We start from the raw sequence: 21,553 nt of genomic DNA, 5'->3' as shown, positions 1-21,553 counted from the left end.
AGACAACCCAGCGGCATGACTTGAAGCGCGCCGGGCTGGCGCTGCGTATTCAGGTGATTTTGTCACGCTATGGGTTAGGCAAAGGGGCCTAGGTAGGCACCTGGTCAATGGGGTATGGGGCGAAGCCCCATGCAGCGAAGCGGTAACGACAATGCAGAATAAGCGCGGTGGCTGATTGGCCAGCCGTCCACCACCCAGCCGCAAACACCACCGGGCCTTTCATTGCCAAACAGGGTTTTAATAAACGGTACTTGCTGGATAGTAGGCTGCAAATTTAATTACCCTCACACCTCTACCTGAGTTCAAAGCACGGGTTAATAGGGGTAGCGCCCCATAAAAGGGGGCATAATTGGGGGCACATTTAAAACTAACCCAGCAACATGTAAAATAAAAACAATGACTTAAATTAACTTTAAGCGAGACGCCGCCTCCACCAGACACCCCTACAAATCAAGCACCTAGCGGTGCTTTTTTTGTATCTGGAATATACAAAAACTCCCAATAAATATTTAACACGTGTTAGACGTAGCTGCCCAATCACCTCGTATCGACATTAGCCCCTGACCACAAGGTTACGTGTAGCCAAGGGCAACGCAGATATAAAACAGTCGCTGCTACTTACAACAGTATCAACGATAGTCCGTAAACCAGGAGCATTGCAGTAACACCCTGAACGAGCGTCGCCATCGTCTGTGCCCGGTAGGCTAACCCTACGCTCATACGGCTAAAGCGCGAGACGACCCAGAAGAAACTATCATTGGCATGCGAGACCGTCATGGCGCCTCCCCCGATGGCCATCACCGTGAGTGTACGGCCGATATCGCTCCCCAAGCCTAGCGAGTCGAGCATTGGGGCTACTAATGCAGATGTCGTCACGAGCGCAACGGTTGAAGAGCCCTGGGCTGTTTTCAGCCCGGCCGCGACGATAAACGGCATCAAAATACCGATACCCAGCGTTGATAGCGTACTGCCCAAGTAATCGCCCAGCGGCGAAGCGCTGAGCACGGCACCAAAGGCACCACCGGCACCGGTAATCAGCAAAATCGGCGCCGCTGCCAGGATACCTTCGCTAATACGCTCGCTGAACTCCGCGACCTTGTCATCGCTTTTTAACAGCGCGCAGGAAAGCAGTAGACCAATCAGCAAAGCCGTTAACGGTTGGCCAAGCAGGCTGAGTACTTCCATTGCCGTACCTTCGCCAACCGGTGCTGCCGGTAGGCGGGCAATCGTTCCGATACAAATGAGTAAAATAGGCACGGCGATAGGGGCAAACGCTGCCATAGGCTTGGGCAAGCGGCCATAACTGGCTTTAAGCGTTTCCCAGTCTTGCCACTGCTCATCTGGCTTCTGAGACATGTCGTGCAGGTCGGGAGCCGTATGCGCAAAGCGCTTCGCCCAAAACATACCCGCAATGGCGGCGACCGCAGCAATGGGAATACCCGCAGCAATGACTAATCCAAGGTTAGACTCAAGTCCCAAGTTGCCTGCCGCTGCAATAGGACCCGGCGTTGGAGGCACAAAGGTGTGCGTGGCATAAAGGCCGGTAGCCAGCGCTACGCTCATCGTAATCGACGAGGTATGCAGCTTTTTAGCCAGCGACTCCTTGAGCGAATTGAGAATGATAAATCCGGAATCGCAAAAGACCGGGATCGAGACAATATAGCCAATTATCGACATCGTAAGCGTAGGAAAGCGGTCCCCTAGCCGGGCAATAATGAAATCGGCCATGGTAATAGCCGCCCCGCTTTTCTCCAGAATCACTCCGATGATAGTTCCCAACACGATTACGAGGCCTATATAGCCCAGAATTCCGCCAAATCCTGAGGTGATCGTACTGACGACCGTATCTATGGGTAACCGATACGCAAAGGCAGCGATAAAGGCCGCGCCCAGCAGCGCCAGGAAGGGATGTATTTTCCACTTGCTGGTGGCAAGTACAATGAGCCCCACCACTATGAGTAATATTAAAACCAGCCCCATGATATTCCCCTAAGCAGTTGTTTATTCAACGTGACGCATATCCCTGCTTACCTAAGCAAGCCAGCACAATGTACCCGAAGCGGCGCGAGGGCGTACACAATAAGGAGAGGAGTAGGCTGTCGCAGAGAACGATATACCTCAACAACCGCTATTTACCCCCCCTCAGCCGAGGTGCTTTTCCGTATCGAACAACCGCCTTGGCACTTACTTACCTTACACAGCTAAGGTCGCCCTCTTCGCAGCTGGCATGCTCTTGCAGGCTTTGCGTACGTGCTTTGGTGAGCGCTTCAAGGCAGCTATTACGTACTATGGGCTGGGCGCTTCCCCCTTCGACCGCGCTACTCTCGAACGCACATTCGGCGTCACGAAAATCAATCCACTTGCGCTGGGCCACTCTGAGCTTTTCAAGCGATAAAGCATTACTATCAAGCCTTCCAATCAATGTCTGATAAGCCTCATTAAGCGCATCATCGGCCGCTTGATACGTTTTCGCTGAACACTGCGTCATTTCCGCTTGGGTTTCAGGGCTAACACACTCTTCATTAGCGCTTACCAAGCCGCTGAGGATCAAAATCCCCATGCCTGCCCATCGTGAAAGTAGTCGCATCGTCGTACCTATTCTGGTGGATAAAGCCAACGTGGTAACAAGAACGCTATCTGCCTTACAGGTTAGCCTCTTTTCATGCGCCCATAACGGCAAAACGCCAGCATTTCTGCTGGCGCCCGTCGACTAGTTATAAAAAAGGTGGCTCGACCTTAATGAGCGGTCATTTCTTCAGCGATTTCATTACCGTCTAAATCGGACGGGTAGTAGGTCGGCCAGTGAGAGACTTCTTCCAGCAGTGCTTCGCGATCATTGCCCCAGTAAAGGTGAAAGTGATGCGCGTCGGTTGGGTAGATAGCGTGGTCGCTGAATTGAATGTACTGAGGAAGATTTTCAGCGCTCTCACCCTCTAACTCGAAAATAAACCGCACGCCACGATTGCCTGCGTCGTAGGTTAAAATCTCGTAGCCGTCGTATTGATACTCGCCCGTGCTCTCTTCGCCGTTTTCGTAGAAGGTAATGTTATTGCCTTCAATAATGATACGGTCAACCGCTGTTTGGTAACCGGTGTCGTAGTACTCCTTGTACTCTTCAGCCGTTTTATCGCCATGCTCGGCTTTATGAGCAAATACCTCATCCAGCGTACCATCTTCTAAATAGGGATAGACGGACTGCCAATCGCCTTCCCAGTCGGATAGCGGGCGGTCCGCCACTTGGTCATCACTGAAATGTCCGGAGTAGATATCGCTGTTGTGGTCGTGGTCATGAGAGTGATCGTGCGAATGATCATGAGAGTGGCCATGATCATGGTCGTGGTGTTCATGCTTGTCATCTGCAACCACCGGCTGAATACCCGCCAATGCCAGCAAGCTGATGGCTAAGGCGCTGAGTGCTTTTGATGAAAGTAATGGCATTTTTCAGACTTCCTTTTTCAGAGAATGAATGGTTCTTAAATCAGCACAAAAGATACACTATAACATAACATAAATCAAACAAAGCATGTTGGCCTGAAACGTTAAAGCACCTAACGCTTCTTGGCGGCAAGCGGGTCGACCATCATCGTACCGGCCATGCCAGGTCCAGCAAGCACAACGGAGCAATTATCACTAGTCAACCAGTCGCCAAACTTGGTCGAAGTAGAAATCATTTTCGAAGAAGTTATGCGTTATATAGCTTTTATTAAAACAACATAAATTAGAAGTCGGCGCCATTTCATTGACAGTCAAAACAGCTTAACTATAAAGAGCTTAACGCTCTCTTTATTTGGCGAGACATTATATATGGTGCTCTTAACAATCATTGTTATTTTAACTATTTCCGCTTCTTTCCTTTGTTCGATACTTGAAGCCTCATTGCTGTCGATTACACCAAGCTATATTGCTCAGCTTAAAGAAGAGCGTCCTAAATTACATAAAGCACTTGATACATTAAAAGCCAACATCGACCGCCCGCTTGCGGCCATTTTAACGCTTAACACTATCGCTAATACGGCGGGCGCGACGGGGATAGGCGCTCAGGTAGCCGCTGTATTTGGGGATGTGTATGTCGCTGTCGCCTCGGCAGTTATGACCATTCTCATTCTGGTATTTTCAGAAATTATCCCTAAAACGTTAGGTGCCAACTACTGGCGCCGTTTGGCTCCTTTTCTGCCTCCTATTTTGAATACCTTAATGGTGGTGTTAATGCCCTTTATCTGGCTATCAAAAATGATTACTCAACGGCTGGGTGAGGCAGATGAAGGCATTGATGTGCGCAGTGAAATAAAAGTATTAGCGCGCGCAGGCCTGGAGGAAAAAGTGATGGATAATGATGAAACACGCACGATCACTAATATCCTTAATCTGCATGAGATTCCGGTGACCAAGGCGATGACACCACGCGCCGTCAGTGAAACGGTCACCCCAGAAATGACGGTGAGCGCTTTCGATGATCGCTTCGGCAAGCTCTCTTTTACGCGCTACCCTGTGATGGATGCAAACGAGCAGGCGTTAGGCTATGTACACAAGCTTGATGTTTATCACGCCGAGCCAGGCCAAACCATGCAAACGTTGATGCACCCAATGGGGACCATCGCCGATAGCGCAAGCGTTGAGCAGGTATTTACCGACATGCTAACCAGCCGTCACCATATGCGTGTGATCCATGATGAACATGGGACATGGCTTGGCATTATTACCCTTGAAGACGTTATCGAAACGATCTTGGGTCAGGATATTGTGGATGAAACGGATAAAATTCAGAACCTTAGAAACCATGCAAAGCAGCGTTGGCTCAAGCAAGTAACGTCCGATACGCCCCTTCACTAGCTGACCCTTAGCGAATATTTTAACCCCCTATGGCTGAAAAATAATGTGTCTCGCCACGTACCGAGTTTACGCTTATAGTCACTAACAATAAGCGCTTAGGCTACATGGTGGAGGCCCTTTATGCTGCTTTATGGACTGAGTTTATTAGCCGGTATTGTGCTTTTAACGCTAGGTGGCGAAGGATTGATTCGCGGCGCCGTCGCCGGGGCCAAACGGCTGGGCGTATCACCGCTGTTTACCGGATTGGTGATTGTCGGCTTTGGTACCTCATCGCCTGAACTGGTGGTCTCGATCCATGCCGCCATGAACCAGCAGCCCGACATTGCGATTGGCAATGTGGTCGGCAGCAATATCGGCAATATCCTGTTGATTCTGGGCCTTTGTGCACTTATCTGCCCGCTGACCACCCAGCCCCAAGCGCTTAAGCGCGATGGGTTGGTAATGATGCTCGCCACTGGGCTGTTTATTCTTTTAGCGTTTAACGGCAGCCTGGGGCGTTTCGATGCAGCGGTGCTACTCGCAAGCCTGGCGGCTTATCTGGTATGGGCCTACCGCAGCGAAAGCGGCCAGCACTCCCCTTCTGCCGAGCTACACACGGCCGAGGCAGAAGAAGTGACCCAACTGCCCAGCAGCACGATGTTTATCGTGGTGGCTTTAATCGGCGGGTTGGCTCTACTGATCGGCGGCTCCCAATTGCTGCTTTATGGCGCCGTCGGCATTGCTCAGGCGCTGGGGATTTCAGAAGCGGTTATCGGGCTTACCATCGTGGCTATCGGCACCTCACTACCTGAACTCGCGGTATCAGTGATCGCGGCGCTGCGGCGTCATGCTGATGTGGCAGTGGGCAACATTCTGGGCAGCAATATCTTTAATTTACTCGGCATACTAGGCATCTCCGCCTCTCTTCAGCCGCTACCGCTTGTTGAGCGCATGGCATCCTTTGACCAGTGGGTAATGCTGGGCGCCTCTGCGCTGCTGATTGCTTTCCTCTATACCGGCCTACGTTTATCACGTGGTGAGGGGTTATTGCTCCTGGTAGGATATATAGCGTATTTAGCGGCCAGTTTTACGGTGATTAGTTAGGCTTTTTACGACAACGGCTTGCGCTCGACTATAACGGCATTAAAGGCATAAGGAAGCACAATGATCCTTGGTACTCTGGGGCCTGAAGGCAACAATCATGCGTTGATTGCTGGGCACTATCTCAAGCGTCGGGCACCGCAAGGCGGCCAATGCATTTTCTTCGACACGTTTGAGGCGGCTTTCGAGGCACTGCTGGCCGGAGAACTAACCCATGTACTGCAATGTACGGCCCACTTCAGCCATGCCGACTGCGTAGGTCGCTATATGCATCGCGCCTTTCCAGTCGATACGTTTATTGCGGGCAGTAAGCCGCTGGCGCTGCTCGCCCGTCGTGATGCTTCCGAACCAGAACATATCGCGCTTCAGCCTGCCACGCGTTACTACACTGATTTAAGCGCGTTCAAGACGATCATTGAGGCACCGACAACCGTCGACGTTGCCAATGGATTGATTGAAGGTCGTTATCAGGCCGGTATTTGTGCAGAAGAAGCACTGGCCCAGGCACCTGATACGCTAACCTTGGTACGCTCGCTAGGACCGGCCATTGATAGCTGGGTTATCTACGCCACCGAAGCGCTGAATGAGGATTCGCCGCTGCATTTATAGCGTGTATTGGCAGCGGCGAACCCGGCAAGCTAGAGTGCGAAGATAATCAGCGCGCCCACCACCACAAGCGCCAGGCGCAGCCAGAGCGCTTTATGGGCAATGATGCCAAAGGAGATCGCCCCCAAGCCTATGGCCACCTTGGCGGTATCGAACAGCGCACCAGCGGGGTCAAAGGCAAGCCGAATCATGTCAGGATTAGCGACCATTGCTAACGGAATGATATAAAGCCCAATGCCCAGCGCCATGGCCTTCAACGCTACCTTAAGCCAGTTCTCTCCCACCATGCCCGCCGCGATAAAGACACCACCACACACCGGCGGTGTAATCGTCGACAGTAGCGCATACCAGAAGACAAACAAGTGCGCGAGTAACGGCTCAAGCCCCAGCGATGTCAATGCAGGCCCCGCCACCGAGACACAAATGACATAGGCGGCCGTGGTGGGGACTTCCATGCCCAGAATCAAACACGCCAGTGCCGTCAACAACAGCGCCGGCCACAGCATATCGTTGGAAAGCGACAGGATACCGGAGGTAATTTTTACCCCAAGCCCAGTCAGCGACAGCACGCCTATCACCAGCGAGGCGCAAATAATAATCGCGCCAATCATCGCAATCTGCCGCCCAGCGGTCACCATGGCAAGCATAAATCGGGTTATAAAACCGGAAAGAGAAAAACGCAGTGTGACGTTAAAAAACAGCAGGGCCAAACTGGCGAAAATGGCAATGCTCGCCGCATACTGAGGGGTGTATCCGCTGATAAAAATACACGCCAGCAGCAACACAAACGGGACCGCAAAAAATAGCGAGGTAATCAGCACCTCTTTACGGCTGGGCTGATCGCTTTTATCCAAAGGCTGCAAATCATGCCGAGTCGCGTAAGCATTAATCCCCATCCAGACCGTTAGAAAGTAAAGAAACGCCGGTAAAACAGCCGCCGCCATAATCTGTGTGTAGGGGGTTCCAGTGAGCTCCACCATGACGAAAGCCCCCGCTCCCATCAAGGGCGGCATGATTTGCCCACCCGAGGAGGCCACGGCTTCCACCGCCCCTGCCAGGGATTTCGGATAACGCAAACGCACCATGGAAGGAATGGTAATGGCCCCGGTAGACGCCACATTGGCGGAGGCCGACCCGGAAATGGACCCCATCAGCGCCGAAGAGATCACCGAGACTTTCGCCGCGCCACCGGTTAATCGGCCCGCCACAGCACTTGCCAGATTCATAAACCCTTGGCCTGCCTCGCCCGCGTTAAGCACCGCGCCAAAAATAACGAAAATCGCGACGACGCCCACACTGACACCGGTAAGCGATCCCCACAGCCCGCCTTCGGCAATGGTCAGCGAGCCCACCATGCTTGGCAGGGGAATACCTGGGTGACCAAACGTGCCAGGAACATACTGTCCAAAAGCGCCATACAGCAAAGCGAGCAACGCAACCAACGGTAAGGGCCAGCCAATAGCACGGCGCGCCGCCTCAAGCGCCAGAGCGATCAAAAAAAGCCCAATTCCCATCTGCAGATGGCTATCGATAAAACCGTACTGGTTGGCCAGTGATGCTTCGTTAAGGGCGATATAGCCACAGGCCGCCACACCCAGTAGTGTCAGCACCCAGCCGCTCGCCTGCTGCCAAGGCGTTTTGGCCATAAATATCAGCACCCAGGGCAGCAGTAATGCCATATGCAGCGGTCGACTAATTAACGCAGGCGTTAACCCGTAAAAGATAAGTCCCATGTGGAAAACCACGCTTAAGGTGCCTAGCGCTACCCAGCCACGCGCAGCGGGCGCCTCGTCGTCTAGCGTCGAAGTTGAAAAAAGTGTCATGCCCTATGCCTATCAGAAACGAGTCAACAACAAATAGCGACGCCACGAAGCGGACCTCGTGGCGTCGGCACTGCCTGGGAGAGAATTAACGCAGCGATTCGGGAACGTCGATGCCGGCTTCCTCGTAATAGCGCAGAGCACCGGGGTGCAGCATACCTGCCATATTGTCGAGCTGGTCCGGAGTAATACCGCCCCACCACGCGGTCTCTTCAGCCATGGCGTCACGGCGTTCCCAGAAGGTTTTGGTCAACGTATACGCGGTTTCGTCATCCATTTGTGACGTGGTATACGCCATGACCGGCAGCGACGTGGTTTGTACGTCCTCATCAATACCTGGGTAGGTGCCGCCAGGAATTATCTGACGCGGTGCGCCGGTCATGTCGATCTGCTCGTCAGTGAGACTCCCCATCGAAATCGGCATGCCCGCAGCCACTTCGATAATATTGGGCGTTGGGTAAGAGCTGGCGGTTACAAAGCCGTCAATCTGCCCATTTTTCAACGCGTCGGGGCCGCTACCCAAGGCAGCATCGGCGACCTGTACACTCTCTTCCAATCCAAACAGCGCCAGGTAACGCGCGGCTTCACGTGCGCCGAACGTGCCCCGGCCAATCAGGATATGCTTATCTTCAAGTTCCTCAATACCCACGACACCTTTATCCTCACTTAGGATGAAGTGCATGGTAATCGCTGGAATGGGAAACAGGCCGCGGATCTCCTGAAAACGTGGGTTCTGACGTTCAGCAAAAGGCCCTTCACCCGCCATGGCCTGGTCAACCAATGCAGGCGGCGTGGTAAAAACATAGTTACCCTGGCGCGCCATGACTTCCATCACGTTTTGCACCGAGCCTTGGCTCTCCTCCAGGGTAAGAATAATAGCGTCATCCGTGCCTTGGCGAATGGCTTCTGATAACTCGACGCCCATCTGATAATAAGCCGTTCCCGCCGTTGCCGACTTATAGGTAACGCGGGTTTCCGCTTGGGCAGCCAGGCTAAGTGAAAGCGTGGTGGCTACGAGTAAGGGCGTGCATAAAGCAGAGCGTATAAAGGGGAGCATGTGTCAATTCCTGGTATCCAGCGACCTCAACGGCCTGATTTTTTTGTCGCGCTGAAAGAATAATAAACGCCAGCGGGCCAGGTCGTGCACAGTGCCCCGCCTAGCGCCGCTAACATTAGCATGTAATACGCCGAGCAGGAACGCTGTGCCTCAACGGAGTAGCCCGATCAAGACAGCCCGAATTCGATGCATAGGCAGCACCGACGGGCAATAATGGCAAACAGAGTATGGCACTCATCGTTCGTCTTACCGCATCGCTTATCGCTTGCAACTTTGGTTTATTACCATAAAGATTAATCGCTGTTAAAATGTATCGCACTTTATCAACAAACTTACTATTAGCTAAATGGGTAATTTGCTAAAAAAAGATGCCATAGCGAGTTAATAAACGATCCTTATTCGGTTTTATTCTTTATTTAGAAAACAGGCAATTTGTTATACTTAACGCCGCTTATTAACCCTTCCTACCACCTTTAAATAAGGATAAACGCATCATGTTGACGCAGGATTGCGACCCAGGCCAGCCGAGATTTTCTCGTCGCTGGCTTTTTTTGTTAGCCCCCTTACTATTTTTCTATAGCGTGTCGACCTTTGCTGTGACAGGTGAGATTGATTTAACGACATCTTTTATCGGTTTTTTTGCTGTCGCCATTTTTGTTTTGGCATATGCCTTGGTGATGGCAGAAGAAAAGATTCATATGCGTAAATCAAAGCCAGTGCTAATAGCGGCAGGTATTATTTGGAGCCTCATCGGCTGGGTGTATGTTCAAAACGGCATGTCAGAAACCTCAGAATATGCGTTTCGCATGACCCTTTTAGAGTTCACCGAGCTGATGCTGTTCCTGCTGGTGGCCATGACGTATATCAACGCCATGGAGGAGCGTCGAGTATTTGATGCTCTGCGCTCCTGGATGCTGCGTAAAGGATTTAACTATCGCACGCTTTTCTGGCTGACCGGCGGCTTGGCATTTATTCTTTCACCGATTGCCGATAACTTAACCACCGCGCTGCTAATGTGTGCCGTCATCACCAAGGTGGCCGAAGGTGACAAGCGCTTTATTAACCTGGCGTGCATTAATATTGTGGTCGCCGCCAACGCGGGGGGCGCCTTTAGCCCATTTGGAGACATCACCACGCTGATGGTATGGCAGGCAGGCATTCTTCAATTCCAGGAGTTTTTTACTCTTTTCCTCCCTTCGTTGGTTAACTTCCTGATTCCGGCCATGATCATGAGCCTGTTTATCAAGGACCAAAAGCCCGGTAGCGTGTATGAGGATGTGCAACTGAAACGCGGTGCACGACGGATTATCGTGCTTTTCTTACTGACCATTTTAACCGCCGTCATCTGCCACACCTTCTTACACTTGCCGCCCGTGCTTGGCATGATGACAGGGCTTGGTTATCTTCAGTTCTTTGGCTTCTACCTACGCAAGAGCCTGCCCCGTTCGCTGGAGCGTAAGCGTGAACGCTACAGTCGTCGTGGGGATAACAAGAAACTGGCGCAGTTAGGTAGCGTGGTACCGTTTGACGTATTTAACCGCGTGGCGCGGGCCGAGTGGGACACACTGCTGTTTTTCTACGGCGTAGTGATGTGCGTAGGTGGGCTTGGCTTTATGGGCTACCTTGGCTTGCTGTCCGAGGCGCTTTATACCAACTGGGATGCTACGTGGGCGAACATTGTGTTGGGTGTGGTCTCCGCTGTGGTGGATAACATTCCCGTGATGTTTGCGGTGCTCACCATGCAGCCTGAAATGTCTGACGGGCAGTGGCTATTGATCACCCTAACCGCTGGTGTTGGAGGCAGCCTGCTCTCTATTGGTTCAGCAGCTGGCGTTGCGGTTATGGGCCAAGCACGCGGCGCTTATACCTTTATGGGCCACTTACGCTGGGCGCCGGTTATTCTATTGGGCTACATCGCCAGTATTGCCGTTCATTTATGGCTTAATGCAGGAAGCTTTACCGCCGCTTAAGACAGCTTGATACGCTGCTTTTAACACACCTCCTCACCACAATAGATAACGCCCTTATCCAGGGCGTTATCGTTTAGCTTTTAATAGCTTTCAAACAAGCGATCAATGGATGTCGGGCGGCCAAACAGGTAACCCTGATAACGATAACAGCCATGACCTTTTAGCCAATCCAACTGCTCCTGCTTCTCGACCCCTTCGGCTACCACCGTTAACCCAAGACTCACTGCCAACAAGATGGTGGTATCGACGATGGCCGCATCCGCTTTATCGGTTAAAAGCTCGCGGATAAACGACTGGTCAATCTTTAGCTCATCCAAGGGCAGTCGTTTAAGATAGCTTAACGACGAGTAGCCAGTACCAAAGTCATCAATCGCAAAGCGAACCCCTTGCGCGCGCAATTTGAGCATTGTATTGCGCACGCGTGTTGGATCTCGCATTAACAGGCTTTCGGTGACTTCCAACACCAGCCGCCCAGGTGGCGCTTGGGTCTGAGCAAGAAGACCTTCCAAATTGCGTACAAATTCAGGCTGCTGAAACTGTACCGAGCTCACGTTAACGGAAATCGTCAGCGCAGCATAAGGGGCCTGGTTGGCCCACTTAGCAAGCTGCTCGCAGGCAGAATGAAGCACCCAATAACCAATGGGTATAATTAACCCATTCTCTTCTGCTAGAGGAATAAAGGTCGAGGGCGGCACCCAGCCACGCTGGGGGTGATACCAGCGTAAAAGCGCCTCCACACCGGTGGTAATGCCTTGATGGTTCACCTGAGCTTGATAGTGCAACGTCAGCTCATGACGTGCCAGCGCATGGTGTAAATCGGCCTCAAGGTTGGCCCGCTCGATCAAGCGTGTTTGCATACTGCGATTAAAAAAGCGCAGCGTATTCCCACCCGCTGCTTTCGCCTGCTGAAGTGCCAAATCGGCCTGTTGGAGCACGCTGTTCATACTATGATCAGCGCCATCGAATAGCGTAATACCAATACTGGCGCTGACGGGCAGCGAACGACCCGTACGCAGTTTGGCGATAGTGTCCAACAGCTGCTTGGCTGTGCGTTCAGCGCTTAACGCAGCATCCGCTTGGTGCTCGCCCAGCTTTGCCAGGAGCGCAACAAACTCATCCCCACTAAAGCGGGCCAACACAGCCCCTTCCGGTAACAACGGCCGCACCTGCTTGGCCACATCAATTAACAACTGGTCGCCACTTTCATGGCCCTGAATATCGTTAACGAGATGAAAGTTATCCAGATCAATGGTCAGCAGTGCGCTATAGAGATGGGGCGTATTCTTCTGCTCAATTTTCCCGCTTAACGACTCCATCAATAAGCGTCGATTAGGCAGGCCTGTCAGCGCATCGTAAAACGCCAGATGATTGGTACGCGATTGCAGCTCAAGGTAATCGGTTAGTTCAGTGGAAATACCGCACAGACTCGCGGGCTCGCCTGGGGAGAGGGACAACGGCATTTTAATAGTAACAAACGTGCGAACCTTATCGTTGTGCCGTAGTACGTTACTCTCTTCGAGCGTTATTTTTTTGCCTGATTCCATCACACTGCGGTCAATCTGGGCTATTTCATTCGCGGTTGTGCGATCAAAAAATGCCTCGTCGCTCTTACCCAGAATTTGCTCTTTCGGCAGCCCAAAGAGCTCAACCACCCGCTGGTTGACAAACTGGTAATGTAACGAGGGTGTTTTGATATAGATGTAGGCGTCCACGTTATTAAGAATAGTGGCCAGCATGGCCTCATTAGCATCGAGCTGTGCCCTATTTAGCGTGACACGCCGTTTAAGCCACCATGCACTGCCTAGTGCCACAGCAAGTAGCGCCGTTAACAGGCCAAGCCCGCCCCATAACCAGCTAGAGATCGTATCGGGTGGCGTTTCGGCACGCCAGGAGCGCAGTATCCTAAAATAGGCTGAACGTGGATTTTGCTTCCAACCAAGCAGCACATCGTCGATACGGTTCAATATGGTTGCCGACAAAGTAGGCGACCCGGCATAGAACAGCCGGATAGGTTGAAAGATGATGGGCGTTTCATATAGCCCATAGTCCTGCGCGCGCCAGTCTCCGAAGATATGGTCGGTAACCGCCAGGTCCGCATCCCCCATAGCCACGGCTTGAAAAGCATCCGCATAGCTATCAACGGGCAACCAGGTGACCGCAACACCAAAGCGTTCTGCCACGGCGCTCAGGTAGTTCTGTTGAATAGAGCCATCTACAATGGCGACGCGTTTTTGTTCAAGGTCAAGAATCGCCTCGACCCGCTCGTTTTCGCGCTGATAAATCTGCGACCAGCTTTGGATAATCGGTTCACGATGAAACGCGATACGTTCACCACGCTCTTCACCCCAGGCAGTCCCGGGCAATATATCGATATCACCCTGTTCAAGCAGGGTAAGACAGTGGTGGAATTCGCAGGCAATACTCTCAAGCTGCCAACCCTCTTCTTGTGCAATCGCTGCAAGCAGCTCACCCAAAATACCGCGCAAATGCCCCTGGTCATCCACGAATATTTTTGGCGGATTGTTATAAACGCCCACCAATAAGGTGTCGCTGGCCATGCTTGAAAAAGCCAAACTCCAGAGGCCCAGCAACGCAGCGGCCTTAATAGCGCCTCTGCGTGTACGAGCAAGCAGTCGTCCTGACATCAACCACAGCGGGTGAGTAACGTATCCAGCCTTATCCTGCATCGTCCTGTTACTCGCCTGGCATAGTGAGCGGGCCTGCGCGCTCGACGACACGCTGCCAGGCAGGGTCAGCATCAATACGCGCTACAAACCGCATAATGGCGGGATACGTTGTCAGCGTTTGGGTGGCAGCTATGGCCTGAAGAGGAAAGCTCATTTGAATATCGGCCCCGCTTGGCCACTCTCCTGCAAAGTTCTCTTTACGCGCTAAATGATCTTCGATAAAGCCCAGATGCTGTTTAAGCTGAGGCGCTAAAAATTGCTGACTAACCTTATCGCCAATGCCTTTAGCGAGCGGTTTAATTAACCAGGGAGACTGTGCGGGTATCTTTTTAAACACCAGTTGCATCACCAGCAGTGGCATTAAAGAGCCTTCGGCATAATGTAGCCAATAGCGGTAATCAACCCAGTCGGCGATATTATCGGCAGAGGGTTGCAAGCGCTCTTTTCCGTAGGTGTGTATTAAGTAATCAATGATTGCCCCTGACTCTGCAATCACTAACTCGCCATCCATAATGACTGGGGATTTACCTAAAGGATGAATGTTTTTTAGTGCTTCAGGCGCCTGATGAGTTTTACGATCACGCTGATATACATGGATGTCATAGTCCAACGCAAGCACTTCGAGAAGCCATAAAATTCTATGTGAGCGTGACTTTTCCAAATGATGGACGTGAATCATAAAGTACTCCATGAAGGCGATGTAATACGCAGGCGCTAGGCCTGCAGCAGTTGTCCTTTTACTGCAAGCTTAGTTAGCGTAGCAGCGTTGCCCCTCATGGAGTACATATATCCAGGTAAAAAAAGCCTTATGTTCGATTAATGCGCCGCACATGTATCCACCTATCCATTGGTGACCACTTCCCTTGCAGCCAAGGCGACAGTAACCGTGTGGAGAGTGGAATAAACACAAACACCATCACTGGCGTTAATATCAGAGTGCTCACTAACACGCGCGGGATCAGTGCCCAATCGGCCAACATACCGCCAAATACCCACTGAAAGAGTAACGAGATAGGAAAAAAGGCCAACCAAACGGCAACGGCCTGCTTCCAGCGAGGCGGCACACTGCCTGAGCCGGTTTGAAACCAGGCATCCAACCCCGTGGCACGGTGCTCATGAGGCGCATCATAAAGCCCCTTGCCGCGCACAAGCCAGGCATGACGTGAAGCCGAGTGCTCCCATGCATGAAGCGTTTCACTGCTGCTAAAGCGGAAAATAATCTGATATTCATCGTGATGCTCGGGTGGCGCAAGCACTCCTGAGCCCAGATAACCTGGAAAATCAGCCGCTAGCTCGCGACCTTCGTTCAACCACCGATTAAAATCATGGTAACGGCCACTGGCAATGCGCCGAGCTACCATCAATGTGACAGGTGAGGCAGACATGGTATATCTCCTGATATAACCACAACCAATGCTGGGTAAGCAGGTTGTAAACGACCCGGCGGATAAGCCTGATCGCGTTAACGGCATAAGCGAGGGATACCGCTTATGAGATGACGTAATTATATAGACAATAGCAATGCCATGTGGGTTATTTAACAGGTGACGTTAAGCACTCTAAGCGTGCAGCCTATGCATTAACGATAAGAGAGCGGATGGATGCTCATAAAGCGCCCTTGCGCTGAGAACTCCAGCCGGAAAACACCATGAACACCGTTTTTTCCTACCACACGTCGAATAGCGTCGGAGGGAAACACCACCCAACGCCCATCCACGCTGCGGGTACGCACGTTGGCAACGCGCCCTTCATAATGGGCCAAGCATTCATCGGGACTAAGATGGAGAATCACATCAATGGACGGCATAGCGGTATCAGTTAAAAACGGTTATCCAGCAAGTGACATGCCCTTGCACGCTTCTATTGGTTTACGAATGCGCTATAGTAACGCAACCGTACAATAACGTAATGACTCAAACGGCGGTAACTGCTTATGGATGCGACCATCAGTGCTTTTTCCCCGGTTGGGGCAGCATATACCACGGCCTCCCATCGTGGGTCGTCGACTGACGACACCGAGGACACGCTAAAAGCGCCTTCCACCTCCGAAGACGAAACGGCCAAAACAGATAATGAGGTGGCTGCCCCTACGCGCCCCGATGGAACGCCTCTAGCGCCGGAAGAAATCAAGCTGATTGAGCAGTTAAAGCAGACCGACCGGAATGTTCGTCAGCATGAGATGGCTCACCAGATTACTGGCGGGGCCTATACTGGCGGCGCCACTTACGAATATGAAATAGGCCCGGATGGAAAGAAGTACGCCGTTGCGGGTGAAGTGCCTATCGATTACGGCCCTATCCCGGGGGACCCACAGGCCACCATCGAGAAAATGCAGACGGTAATTGCTGCCGCGCTGGCGCCAGCCGACCCGTCGCCAAAAGACGTGCAGGTAGCCGCTCAAGCCCGCCAATACTTGCTGGAAGCCCGCCTTGAGGCTTCCCAGCAAGAGAGCGCCACAAGATCTGCGCAGAGTGAACCTGAGCAGAACGAGCCTGAAGCGGCCGACTCGGGACAAGCCGCTTAACCGCTGCCCCGAAGCCGCAGTGCTTATGGAAGTTGTGTAAGCGACTGCCAATCGGCTCGTAACGGCCATCGCAAAAGCCAAGCATTAGGGCTACTTTTTTCGGCCCGGAGAGAACTCATTAAAAAGCGACCTTACGTCCCATAAGGTGGGATGTAATCGTAAGTAGGTGCGTTAAAGGTGCAGGCCAGGTATCAAGGAGCAAGTGCAGCGGCGCCTAAAAAGCGCTGCTGCCAGTAGTCGACATCCAAGGGAACGCTGACCACGGCGCGACCACTTCCCGGTGCGTGGATCATCTGCTGGTTGCCGCGATAGATGCCTACATGCGTGGCCTTGCTACGCTCTCCAAAGAAGAGCAGGTCGCCAGGTTTGGGGGTATTGGCTGAAGGTAGCGCACGGAACTGTTCGTCTGCGGTGCGCGGTACGCGCATACCGGCCGCGCGATACGCCATTTCAACAAGCCCCGAGCAGTCGAGGCCGTCGGGCGTATTGCCGCCAAAGCGGTAAGGCGTGCCAATGGCCTGCTGAGCGTGGGCCAGAATCAGCACGCGCTCCATGGAGAGCCCTTCGCGGGATTCGGCAGGCGATGAGGGGGGTGCGATAGCGACATCACGGCTGGCACAGCCCGAAAGCCACATTAACATCATCAAAGCGAACGTAAACCTTCCCAACGTGATGGGCATTAGCAGCTCTCCTTGTGGCAATGCCCTTATCATGGCGCAAACGGGAGGGCAGCGCCAAGTTCAACTAACGGCCAATCCACTCAATAAAGCTGGTTTCGCCTAACGCATGGCGTTCGTGGCGTACACGACTCATCGCAGCGTAAGGCAAATCCATCGCCAATACGCGCCCTAACGGCTGCCCCAGTACCTGGCGCAGCAGGCCATTGCAAACAAACAGATGCGCCACTACCAGCACATGCTTACCGGGCGGATTCGCCAGCACGTTTTGCCATACCTCAGCAAGCCGCGAATCAAAAACATCCATCGCCTCGCCCTGCGGTGGTGATACAGCCTCAGGGCTGTTCCAGAAAGCGCTCATCGGCGCGGAGCCCTCCTCGCTAAACACCTCAGCGTGGGTTTTGCCCTCCCAGCGCCCCAAGTGCAGTTCAGCGAGATCGTCTTCAATCTGTACTGGCAATTCAAACTCTTCACCTAACCACAACGCAAACTCACGACAGCGCATAAGCGGCGAGGTAAGCACCGCATCGTAAGGCGGCCTGCCGTCAACGGTATGGCGCATGATGGCATCCGTTACCTGCTGCCAGCCGGTTTCACTCAGCGGATGGTCAGTAGAACCGCGCAGCATACGCCCGCCAACGGGTTCGCCATGGCGCAGCAAATCAATGGTGGTGACATCAGCATCAGGAAACCGCATTCAGAACTCCTCGCTTGGCGATTTATCAATCCATGGGTTAAATAATCGCGTGGCGGACACGGGCGGATATCCATTCCGAGACCAATACCGTGGCGAAGATCATGACAAAAATAACGCTGACCTGATTCCAGGCGAGCATATTGATAGAGGCATTCAACTGAAGACCGATCCCCCCTGCACCCACCAGGCCAAGCACGGTGGATTCACGAATATTGATATCCCACCGGTAAACACTGATACCTGCAAACGCTGGCATGATCTGAGGCAGAACACCATAGTTCATGACCTGTAAACGGCTGGCACCGGTTGCGCTGATGGCCTCGACAGGCGTCGGGTGAATTTCCTCAATGGCCTCATAAAGAAGCTTGCCTACAAACCCGATAGAGCGCAGCGCAATGGCGATAATGCCCGCCAGGACGCCTGGGCCCAAAATCGTTACCAACAGCATGGCCCAAATCAGCGAATTGATAGAGCGTGACGACACGATCACCATCAACGCCAGGCTTCGCACTAACGGATGCGGCGTGGTGTTACGCGCAGCGAGAAACGCCACAGGAAACGCCATAACAATCCCCAAGGCGGTGCCCAGCGTGGCAATGTTCAGCGTATCCCACATGGGTTTCCACAGCACATTGGCGTATTCCCATTTGGGGGGCATCATCCGGCTTAAAAGATCACTGCCCTGGCGTCCAGCATCCTCAACAAACACCCACATGGTGTTGTCGGAAATCACCTTCCAGCAGAACAAGAACAGGCTAATCCCTACTAGCCATGCACTAAATTGCAGCCACTGAGCACGCGAGGTACGTAGCCGCCATACCGGGATCCCTTGCCGGGAGGTTGAAACAGGCATATAGATTCTCCGGAGATTACTGCGTCCAACGGCGGACGTGGCTTGAGCTGTATTCGCACAACAGCACAATAGCGATGATGATCAACAAAATGGCGGCTGACGTGTCGTACTCATAGCGGCTAAGCGAAGTATTCAGCGTGGCGCCTATCCCGCCTGCACCGACAATGCCGATCACTGACGATTCGCGGAAGTTGATATCCAAACGGTACATGGAAAGGCCAATTAAGCGCGGCATGACCTGGGGTTGAATAGCGTGATTCATGGTTTGCCACCAACTGGCGCCGGTCGCTCTCACCGCTTCTACCTGGCGCCAGTCCAGGTCTTCAACATCTTCGGCCAACAGCTTGGCCATAAAGCCGATAGTCGCGAACGCCAGCGTAATCATCCCCGCCAGCGGGCCAAAGCCAAACATCACCACAAACAGGATCGCAATAATGATCTCTTGAAAGGTACGTGACACGGCAATGATGCTACGGCACACGAAATAAATCGGCAGCGGCGCAATGTTGCGTGCAGCGCCTAATCCCACGGGGATCGCGAGCGCCACCCCAATGACCGTGGAGGTAAGCGTCATGGTCAAACTCTCGACCAGCCCATTGATAATATCGTTACCACGGCTGAAAAAATCAGGCTGCGCAAACGCGCTGATAAAACGCAGGCCACGGCTGGTGCCTTCCGCCACACGTGCCCAGTTCACCTCAACAGAGGCCAGCGCCAACACCAGGTAAGCCACCACACCCAAGGCAATAGCCCAACGCAACCACTGGCTATGCACAAGGGGCAACCGACGCCAATGCCCCTGGCGGGCCGCGTGTTGGCGGGCTTCAAAATACGCAGAGCTCTGCTCACTCATGGCGCTACCCCAGCCATCTCACCTGCGATAGAGCGACGCTCACAGGAAACGGCCTCACTGTCAGGCTCGTCGGCAGGTTCAGGAGAGGTATCCCAATCCTCTTCGCCATAAATGGTGGTGAGAATATCGCTGGTTAGCTCATCAGGACGGCCATCAAACACGATCTGGCCTGCCCGCAGGCCCACAATGCGGTCCGCAAACTGCTGGGCGAGCGCCACGTCATGAATATTGATAATCGTCGCCAACTCGCGCTCAGCACACAGCTCACGAATCAGACGCATAATCTGGCGTGAAGTTTTGGGGTCCAGGCTTGCGGTTGGTTCATCTACCAGTAACAGTTTAGGGCTTTGCAACAGTGCCCGCGCAATCCCCACTCGCTGGCGTTGGCCACCGGACAACGCATCGGCGCGCTTATCAATAGCGTGAGGCAGGCCTACTCGCTCAAGCAGACGAAACGCTTCAGCGACGGCATCCTGCGGATAGCGGCGTAAAAAGCTACGCCAGAAGCCCACGTAGCCAAGCCGTCCAGAAAGCACGTTCTCCATCACTGTCAGGCGGTCAACCAGCGCATACTCCTGGAAAATCATTCCCATCGAGCGACGTGCCTTACGCAGGCCACTGCCCGAAAGCCTGGTAAGCTCAGTCCCTTCCAGACGAATGCTTCCCGACGTAGGCTCTACCAAGCGATTTACACAGCGAATCAGGGTGCTTTTACCCGCACCAGATGGGCCGATAAGCGCCATCACCTGGCCTTTAGGCAGGGTAAGTTCGATATCGGTAAGCGCACGGTCCCCGGTTGGATAGCGCTTGGTAACGCCGCTGAGTGTCAACATCGCTCTACCTCATCTACATAATGTAACGGCCAGAAGGGATTAACCTTCTGGCCGAGTAACCGCAAAAATTAAGGGCTTACTTAGTCACATTCGTACGTCACACCGTTAGCATCGGCGATCGTGCGGATAACGGACCAGTGCTCTTCATAGGTAATCGGCATAAATTGCGCTTCACCCGAGTTGGCAAACTCAGCCTGTAGCGCAGACCCTTCCCAGTCGTAGCTGAAGAACGCGTCTTGAATCTGTTCAGCCAGTTCAGGCTTCAAGTTATGCGCCAAACCGTACGCTGTGGTGGGGAAGGTTTCTGAGGTGTAGATAATGTCGTAATCGCCTTCATTAACTACGCCCCGGGCAATCATGCGCGTGCCAACGGAGTTAGCAATGGCCGCTGCGTCGTAGTCTTGATTCACAACGCCCAGAATGGAGTTATCGTGGGAACCAGAGAACGCTGTCTCGAAGGCTTCCCCTGCTTCCATGCCATATTCAGAACGTAGCAGCGCAGAAGGTGCCCGGAAGCCTGAGTTAGACGTCTCAGAGGTAAACGCCAGTTGGCGGCCTTCGAGGTCTTCAACCGACGCAATACCGCTATCTGGATAGGTGATGATTTCCATTTCATAGCCATAGCTGCCGTCGTCTGCTGCCATAATGGCAAACGGACGGAAGCCACCGCAGTTCACGGCGACCGGTACACCACCGGTGTTAAAACCCGCTACATGCAGACGGCCAGCGCGCAGCGCTTCTTGCTGTGCCGCGTTGGACTGCACCGGGAAGAACTGAACGTCTTTGCCCGTGGCTTCACTCAGATGGTCCAAAAAACCGGCCCACACATCCGCGTAAACAGCCGGGTCTTCGACCGGTGTATAAGCAAATACCAACGTATCGGGGTCGACCCACTGCGACTCATCCGTGGGTGCATCCGCTACCATGTCACCGTCGTTATCAACATAGCGCGCAGAGAGGTCTGCCGATGCATTAACGGCAACCAGAGCAAAGGCACTGACAACAGCAGCGCTGATCAAGGTACGGGGTAGAGACACAGTATGCATACGTCACCTGGAATGTTGTT

General features: G+C 53.0%; 21 protein-coding genes. 5 read left to right on the top strand and 16 right to left on the bottom strand.

The features are described 5' to 3' along the window. Window positions 1-104: 104 nt before the first annotated feature. The 4 genes from ACT3T6_RS05000 to ACT3T6_RS04985 form a co-directional block, all read right to left on the bottom strand. Entirely contained in the window at window positions 105-272 is a 168-nt protein-coding gene (locus ACT3T6_RS05000; RefSeq protein ID WP_193053214.1) for a hypothetical protein, read from the bottom strand. 346 nt (window positions 273-618) lie between these two features. Further along, window positions 619-1,980, bottom strand: coding sequence for a GntP family permease (locus ACT3T6_RS04995; protein ID WP_192537983.1), 1,362 nt, complete (start codon window positions 1,978-1,980; stop codon window positions 619-621). A gap of 208 nt (window positions 1,981-2,188) precedes the next feature. Continuing rightward, entirely contained in the window at window positions 2,189-2,587 is a 399-nt protein-coding gene (locus ACT3T6_RS04990) for a lysozyme inhibitor LprI family protein (protein WP_192537984.1), read from the bottom strand. Between the two features lie 149 nt (window positions 2,588-2,736). Continuing rightward, window positions 2,737-3,438 carry a metal-binding protein ZinT gene (locus ACT3T6_RS04985; RefSeq protein ID WP_192537985.1) on the bottom strand — a complete coding sequence of 234 codons (702 nt, stop codon included), beginning with the start codon at window positions 3,436-3,438 and terminating at the stop codon, window positions 2,737-2,739. A 366-nt stretch (window positions 3,439-3,804) separates the two neighbouring features. Between ACT3T6_RS04985 and ACT3T6_RS04980 the strand changes: the two genes are divergently transcribed. From ACT3T6_RS04980 to ACT3T6_RS04970, 3 genes are all read left to right on the top strand, one after another. Beyond that, on the top strand, window positions 3,805-4,830 hold the full coding sequence (locus ACT3T6_RS04980) for a CNNM domain-containing protein (protein ID WP_192537986.1): 1,026 nt from the start codon (window positions 3,805-3,807) through the stop codon (window positions 4,828-4,830). Between the two features lie 123 nt (window positions 4,831-4,953). Further along, window positions 4,954-5,913 (top strand): calcium/sodium antiporter, encoded by a 960-nt coding sequence (locus ACT3T6_RS04975; RefSeq protein WP_192537995.1) that lies wholly within the window; start codon window positions 4,954-4,956, stop codon window positions 5,911-5,913. Window positions 5,914-5,973: 60 nt separating this feature from the next. Next, window positions 5,974-6,519 carry a hypothetical protein gene (locus tag ACT3T6_RS04970; RefSeq protein WP_192537987.1) on the top strand — a complete coding sequence of 182 codons (546 nt, stop codon included), beginning with the start codon at window positions 5,974-5,976 and terminating at the stop codon, window positions 6,517-6,519. Between the two features lie 29 nt (window positions 6,520-6,548). On the opposite strand, the gene ACT3T6_RS04965 is transcribed toward ACT3T6_RS04970, so the two are convergent. Both ACT3T6_RS04965 and ACT3T6_RS04960 read right to left on the bottom strand, forming a co-directional pair. Further along, the gene (locus ACT3T6_RS04965) at window positions 6,549-8,339 is read right to left on the bottom strand and encodes a TRAP transporter permease (RefSeq protein WP_193053213.1); all 1,791 of its coding nucleotides are present in this window, start codon (window positions 8,337-8,339) and stop codon (window positions 6,549-6,551) included. A gap of 85 nt (window positions 8,340-8,424) precedes the next feature. Beyond that, window positions 8,425-9,393 carry a TAXI family TRAP transporter solute-binding subunit gene (locus ACT3T6_RS04960; protein WP_193053212.1) on the bottom strand — a complete coding sequence of 323 codons (969 nt, stop codon included), beginning with the start codon at window positions 9,391-9,393 and terminating at the stop codon, window positions 8,425-8,427. Between the two features lie 494 nt (window positions 9,394-9,887). Between ACT3T6_RS04960 and nhaD the strand changes: the two genes are divergently transcribed. After that, a complete protein-coding gene (nhaD, locus tag ACT3T6_RS04955; RefSeq protein ID WP_193053211.1) occupies window positions 9,888-11,363 on the top strand; it encodes a sodium:proton antiporter NhaD in 1,476 nt (491 codons plus the stop codon). Window positions 11,364-11,443: 80 nt separating this feature from the next. Here the strand turns inward: nhaD and ACT3T6_RS04950 are convergent, their stop codons facing one another. The 4 genes from ACT3T6_RS04950 to ACT3T6_RS04935 form a co-directional block, all read right to left on the bottom strand. Then, the gene (locus ACT3T6_RS04950) at window positions 11,444-14,050 is read right to left on the bottom strand and encodes an EAL domain-containing protein (protein ID WP_226912056.1); all 2,607 of its coding nucleotides are present in this window, start codon (window positions 14,048-14,050) and stop codon (window positions 11,444-11,446) included. A gap of 7 nt (window positions 14,051-14,057) precedes the next feature. Further along, window positions 14,058-14,729 (bottom strand): glutathione S-transferase, encoded by a 672-nt coding sequence (locus ACT3T6_RS04945; protein WP_193053210.1) that lies wholly within the window; start codon window positions 14,727-14,729, stop codon window positions 14,058-14,060. A 127-nt stretch (window positions 14,730-14,856) separates the two neighbouring features. Next, on the bottom strand, window positions 14,857-15,435 hold the full coding sequence (locus tag ACT3T6_RS04940) for an antibiotic biosynthesis monooxygenase (protein WP_172117621.1): 579 nt from the start codon (window positions 15,433-15,435) through the stop codon (window positions 14,857-14,859). Window positions 15,436-15,629: 194 nt separating this feature from the next. Further along, window positions 15,630-15,857, bottom strand: a complete 228-nt coding sequence (locus ACT3T6_RS04935) for a DUF2835 family protein (protein ID WP_193053209.1) — start codon at window positions 15,855-15,857, stop codon at window positions 15,630-15,632. A gap of 126 nt (window positions 15,858-15,983) precedes the next feature. On the opposite strand from ACT3T6_RS04935, the gene ACT3T6_RS04930 reads away from it, so the two are divergent. Next, the gene (locus ACT3T6_RS04930; protein ID WP_193053208.1) at window positions 15,984-16,574 is read left to right on the top strand and encodes a putative metalloprotease CJM1_0395 family protein; all 591 of its coding nucleotides are present in this window, start codon (window positions 15,984-15,986) and stop codon (window positions 16,572-16,574) included. A gap of 191 nt (window positions 16,575-16,765) precedes the next feature. On the opposite strand, the gene ACT3T6_RS04925 is transcribed toward ACT3T6_RS04930, so the two are convergent. The 6 genes from ACT3T6_RS04925 to phnD all read right to left on the bottom strand — a co-directional run bounded on the left by ACT3T6_RS04925 (window position 16,766) and on the right by phnD (window position 21,533). Next, window positions 16,766-17,254: a C40 family peptidase gene (locus tag ACT3T6_RS04925; RefSeq protein ID WP_193053207.1), complete on the bottom strand. Its 489-nt coding sequence runs from the start codon at window positions 17,252-17,254 to the stop codon at window positions 16,766-16,768. Between the two features lie 64 nt (window positions 17,255-17,318). After that, window positions 17,319-17,948, bottom strand: coding sequence for a histidine phosphatase family protein (locus ACT3T6_RS04920; RefSeq protein WP_087108773.1), 630 nt, complete (start codon window positions 17,946-17,948; stop codon window positions 17,319-17,321). Between the two features lie 37 nt (window positions 17,949-17,985). Beyond that, the gene (gene phnE / locus ACT3T6_RS04915; RefSeq protein WP_087108775.1) at window positions 17,986-18,801 is read right to left on the bottom strand and encodes a phosphonate ABC transporter, permease protein PhnE; all 816 of its coding nucleotides are present in this window, start codon (window positions 18,799-18,801) and stop codon (window positions 17,986-17,988) included. Window positions 18,802-18,817: 16 nt separating this feature from the next. After that, window positions 18,818-19,654 carry a phosphonate ABC transporter, permease protein PhnE gene (gene phnE / locus ACT3T6_RS04910; protein WP_087108777.1) on the bottom strand — a complete coding sequence of 279 codons (837 nt, stop codon included), beginning with the start codon at window positions 19,652-19,654 and terminating at the stop codon, window positions 18,818-18,820. Further along, complete coding sequence (phnC, locus tag ACT3T6_RS04905) at window positions 19,651-20,487, bottom strand: phosphonate ABC transporter ATP-binding protein (RefSeq protein WP_193053206.1); 837 nt, start codon at window positions 20,485-20,487, stop codon at window positions 19,651-19,653. Before phnC ends, phnE (ACT3T6_RS04910) begins: the two co-directional genes overlap by 4 nt. 80 nt (window positions 20,488-20,567) lie before the next feature. Continuing rightward, the gene (phnD, locus tag ACT3T6_RS04900) at window positions 20,568-21,533 is read right to left on the bottom strand and encodes a phosphate/phosphite/phosphonate ABC transporter substrate-binding protein (RefSeq protein ID WP_193053205.1); all 966 of its coding nucleotides are present in this window, start codon (window positions 21,531-21,533) and stop codon (window positions 20,568-20,570) included. Window positions 21,534-21,553: the final 20 nt, after the last annotated feature.

The organism is Halomonas sp. 72, assembly GCF_052379785.1.
In the GTDB taxonomy this organism is placed as follows: domain Bacteria; phylum Pseudomonadota; class Gammaproteobacteria; order Pseudomonadales; family Halomonadaceae; genus Vreelandella; species Vreelandella citrativorans.
Note: the sequence above shows the minus strand (reverse complement) of the source record. Positions and strands in the feature narration are given on the sequence as shown.

What these genes read in the sequence shown, in the direction of transcription:
- ACT3T6_RS04995 (WP_192537983.1), bottom strand. Translation starts at nt 1,980, where the DNA reads ATGGGGCTGGTTTTAATATTACTCATAGTGGTGGGGCTCATTGTACTT.
- ACT3T6_RS04990 (WP_192537984.1), bottom strand. Translation starts at nt 2,587, where the DNA reads ATGCGACTACTTTCACGATGGGCAGGCATGGGGATTTTGATCCTCAGC.
- ACT3T6_RS04985 (WP_192537985.1), bottom strand. Translation starts at nt 3,438, where the DNA reads ATGCCATTACTTTCATCAAAAGCACTCAGCGCCTTAGCCATCAGCTTG.
- ACT3T6_RS04980 (WP_192537986.1), top strand. Translation starts at nt 3,805, where the DNA reads ATGGTGCTCTTAACAATCATTGTTATTTTAACTATTTCCGCTTCTTTC.
- ACT3T6_RS04970 (WP_192537987.1), top strand. Translation starts at nt 5,974, where the DNA reads ATGATCCTTGGTACTCTGGGGCCTGAAGGCAACAATCATGCGTTGATT.
- ACT3T6_RS04965 (WP_193053213.1), bottom strand. Translation starts at nt 8,339, where the DNA reads ATGACACTTTTTTCAACTTCGACGCTAGACGACGAGGCGCCCGCTGCG.
- ACT3T6_RS04960 (WP_193053212.1), bottom strand. Translation starts at nt 9,393, where the DNA reads ATGCTCCCCTTTATACGCTCTGCTTTATGCACGCCCTTACTCGTAGCC.
- nhaD (WP_193053211.1), top strand. Translation starts at nt 9,888, where the DNA reads ATGTTGACGCAGGATTGCGACCCAGGCCAGCCGAGATTTTCTCGTCGC.
- ACT3T6_RS04950 (WP_226912056.1), bottom strand. Translation starts at nt 14,050, where the DNA reads ATGCAGGATAAGGCTGGATACGTTACTCACCCGCTGTGGTTGATGTCA.
- ACT3T6_RS04945 (WP_193053210.1), bottom strand. Translation starts at nt 14,729, where the DNA reads ATGATTCACGTCCATCATTTGGAAAAGTCACGCTCACATAGAATTTTA.
- ACT3T6_RS04940 (WP_172117621.1), bottom strand. Translation starts at nt 15,435, where the DNA reads ATGTCTGCCTCACCTGTCACATTGATGGTAGCTCGGCGCATTGCCAGT.
- ACT3T6_RS04935 (WP_193053209.1), bottom strand. Translation starts at nt 15,857, where the DNA reads ATGCCGTCCATTGATGTGATTCTCCATCTTAGTCCCGATGAATGCTTG.
- ACT3T6_RS04930 (WP_193053208.1), top strand. Translation starts at nt 15,984, where the DNA reads ATGGATGCGACCATCAGTGCTTTTTCCCCGGTTGGGGCAGCATATACC.
- ACT3T6_RS04925 (WP_193053207.1), bottom strand. Translation starts at nt 17,254, where the DNA reads ATGCCCATCACGTTGGGAAGGTTTACGTTCGCTTTGATGATGTTAATG.
- ACT3T6_RS04920 (WP_087108773.1), bottom strand. Translation starts at nt 17,948, where the DNA reads ATGCGGTTTCCTGATGCTGATGTCACCACCATTGATTTGCTGCGCCAT.
- phnE (WP_087108775.1), bottom strand. Translation starts at nt 18,801, where the DNA reads ATGCCTGTTTCAACCTCCCGGCAAGGGATCCCGGTATGGCGGCTACGT.
- phnE (WP_087108777.1), bottom strand. Translation starts at nt 19,654, where the DNA reads ATGAGTGAGCAGAGCTCTGCGTATTTTGAAGCCCGCCAACACGCGGCC.
- phnC (WP_193053206.1), bottom strand. Translation starts at nt 20,487, where the DNA reads ATGTTGACACTCAGCGGCGTTACCAAGCGCTATCCAACCGGGGACCGT.
- phnD (WP_193053205.1), bottom strand. Translation starts at nt 21,533, where the DNA reads ATGCATACTGTGTCTCTACCCCGTACCTTGATCAGCGCTGCTGTTGTC.